General features: G+C 59.9%; 3 protein-coding genes. All 3 read left to right on the top strand.

The genetic code is table 11. The features are described from left to right. Positions 1-351: 351 nt before the first annotated feature. Complete coding sequence (locus QZY44_RS31995; protein WP_295457152.1) at positions 352-807, top strand: hypothetical protein; 456 nt, start codon at positions 352-354, stop codon at positions 805-807. A 325-nt stretch (positions 808-1,132) separates the two neighbouring features. Then, a complete protein-coding gene (locus QZY44_RS31990) occupies positions 1,133-2,224 on the top strand; it encodes an acyltransferase family protein (protein WP_295457149.1) in 1,092 nt (363 codons plus the stop codon). Between the two features lie 79 nt (positions 2,225-2,303). Beyond that, on the top strand, positions 2,304-2,963 hold the full coding sequence (locus QZY44_RS31985; RefSeq protein WP_295457145.1) for a hypothetical protein: 660 nt from the start codon (positions 2,304-2,306) through the stop codon (positions 2,961-2,963). Positions 2,964-3,172 lie beyond the last annotated feature (209 nt).

The raw sequence follows: 3,172 nt of genomic DNA, 5'->3' as shown, positions 1-3,172 counted from the left end.
GTGCGGCGAGACCTCGCAAACACTCTCAACACCACGGTTTACGGCGAGGCCGGGCCGCACTGGGGTGCGGCGCTCCCAGTGGGCAATAGGGGACAGACAATGGGCAATAGGTGGGCAATAGGGGACAGACAACGGTTTCTCCCCGGGGAACTGGGTCAAGTGATGCAATAACGGATTATGTGATTGCGGAACGGGGGCAGGTCTTGCAATCACGCAATGGGTGATTGCAAGACCTGACCCCCCATGTGCTGTGACCCCCCATGCGCTGTCAACAAATTTTTTTAAAACGATCCACAGGGCGACCACAGGTTGCGTTAAGCCCCAATACCCCCCATCATTCAGTGGCCCGTCATGGAAACCATCGAGAGCATTCTCAGATTCGCCGGCTCGTACCCTGCATGGGCGAGAGTACTGGTCTTTGCCGGAGCAGCAATTTCTGTTCTGACACTCTTGCTTGCGCCAAGAACGTCTGTCGAACCAACCAAAGCGTCAATGGCCCGCATTCTGGTGACTGCTGGGCACACAACTCTCTTCGCTTCCCAGAATGTCGGCGTGAAGCTCGATGCAGACCGGCCATTCGAATCAAATCTAGTCAGACTGTGGATTTCTTACCCGAAAGCCAAGGGGATCACTCTCACTGAAGGTAACAAATTCTCTGCTACCGAGAACGCCGAGATTCTTGTGCCCCTAGATCGGGAATCCACGATATCCATTGGCGAGTCAGGCACTCTCGGAATTATTCCTACGAATCCACTCTTTTATGGCGAAAAGATGACAGCCATTGAAGTCTCTCTTGCTAGGAAGTGAGCGTCTAAATTGAAGCCCAACCGCGGAAAGGGGTCAGCAGGGTAACTTGGTCAAAAAATTTACCGTGAGAGCCGATGGCAGGATCGCCTAACTATTGGGGACAACGTAAGGCGCACCTTCACGGTCGTCGCAGAGCTCCGGCATCCTACGGACACACGCAGCTTCACCTGAACGTTATACGTCGCACCAAAATCCACTCCCAAGATCACACGCATACCGAAGAGAATTCCCCACATATCGTGTCAGCCATTAGCCAAAGAGATCAAGCCTTTTTCGTCACTGTCAAGTTAAAGTGAAAGCGACACACATCTAAGAATACCACGCCATGAAACCCTTCTTCTCCGACACCCCTGTCAATTCCGGCCGGCAGTTGGAACTCGACATCACCCGCGGCCTGGCGGTGCTTTTCATGATCGCCGTCCATACCTTGATGGAGTTCGGCGACCCGGTGTTCAAAGAATCGCCGCTTGGCACGGTCATCGACTTTCTCGGCAGCCCTCCAGCCGCCCCGGTATTCATGTTCCTCCTGGGTGCCGGACTGGTCTACTCCCGCAAGGGCACGCCGCGAGAGCTGCTCAACCGGGGTCTCCGGCTGCTGGCGCTCGGCTATGTGCTGAGTCTGGCCTACATCGGCCTCCCGGCCTATGTCGCGGACTGGCTGGGACGGCCATTTCCCCTCCCATCGTCTCCCCTCGACGCGATATTCATTAACGACATACTGCAATTCGCCGGGCTCACGCTAATGTTCTTCGGGGCGATCAAGGCGATCACACCGCAACCCCCCGCGTTGCTGCTCATCGCGCTGGGCATCGCCTTCGGCCTGGCGAACAGCCAACTGCTCGGGGTCCAAGTCCAGGGCTTGGCGGCAGCGGCCACGACCGGCCTCATCTGGGGCTCCGGACCACAATCCTTCTTCCCCTTCCTCACCTGGATCATTTACCCGTTGGCAGGGTATGTCTTCGCGACCTTCCTCATCCGTGCGACCGACAAGACTGCCTTTTACGGGGCGCTGCTGCCCGTCTCCCTGGTCCTTGCCATCGCCCTGTACTACGTGACCACCGAGGTCTTTCGCATGCCGATCGAGTTGGACGGACCGGGCTATTACCATCACGACCTGATCGTCGGCTCCCTATTTCTGCTCTTCACCCTGTTCTGGATCGGTCTCTGGTATTTCTTGACCCGGTCGGTCGCGCTCCCCGCAATGCTTATGGTGACGGTCACCCGCTGGAGCAGGAATGTCACGGCAATCTACGTCATCCACTGGATTATTATCGGATGGCTGGGGGTGTGGCTCGGGTTTGGTCATTACGGCGCGCCAACGTTCATCCTCATCTTCCTTGCGGTGGCGGCAGCCGCGGATGCCCTGGCCGAGATCTATGCGCGGCTGCGGACGCCGACGGCGATCCCAGCCCGGTAGGGCGGAGCGTGCAGGGGGTAAAGGGAACCAGGATAATGGGAGCCAAGCTCGAGATAATTTATCCGAAGGAGACTACTGGATGAAAATCAGCGCACTCTACCGACTGTCCCTGATGCTGCTGTTTTTTGCCGCCGCCAGCGTCGCCGCGAAAGAACCGCCTCAGGGGCCGGCAAGGACGCCTGAGATGGTCTATGTCGAAGACTTCCAGTCCGGCATGGCGCCAGGCTCTGCCAGGGGCGGGCCACTGACCGGCCTCGAGTCGCGGCGGCGATCAGTAAAGACCTCTGGGAATGCGGCAGAACTGTCGCAGGCCATCGTCACCGCCTTCATCGCTTCCGGGGTTTCTGCGCAGCCGCTGCCGCCGGGCCGCCCGCTGCCCAGGGCCGGCTGGCTGGTGCGGGGGCAGTTCTATGCCACTGATGCGCGAGGCCACCATGGGCCGCTGCCGGCGGCAGTCAGCGGTGCGCCGCCGGCCCCCAATACGCAAGTCACCGTCAGCGTGGCCGATCTGGCGGTCAACCCCGATTCCCCGTTGGTGGTCTTCGGCACGACCGAGGCGCTGCCGGGTCAAGGACCGCCGGTGGGTTGGGACCCCTATGTCGTTGCCGCGAAATTTGTGATCAATCAGGCGCAATCGCGCGCCGGCATCGACGCGCTCGCACGGCAGATCGTCGCTGTGATCCTGAAAAATAAGGCCACGATTGCAAAGACGCATGCGGCCAGTACGTCCGCGCACTGATTACTACGGCCGGACCAGCATAGCCCGCTGGCGGCGCGCAGGGCTCGATCATCGTTCCGGCCACTGATGCATCAGGCGCGAAGCGCCCTGTCGCTGGGAGCGCCGCACCCCAGTGCGGCCCGGCCTCGCCGTAAACCGTGGTGTTGAGAGTGTTTGCGAGGTCTCGCCGCACTGGGGTGCGGCGCTCCCAGTCGGCCTGAAGGTCGACC

This window comes from uncultured Thiodictyon sp., from assembly GCA_903837595.1.
In the GTDB taxonomy this organism is placed as follows: Bacteria; Pseudomonadota; Gammaproteobacteria; order Chromatiales; family Chromatiaceae; genus Thiodictyon.
The sequence above is the reverse complement of the archived record's forward strand: the minus strand, read 5'-3'. Positions and strand labels throughout refer to the sequence as shown.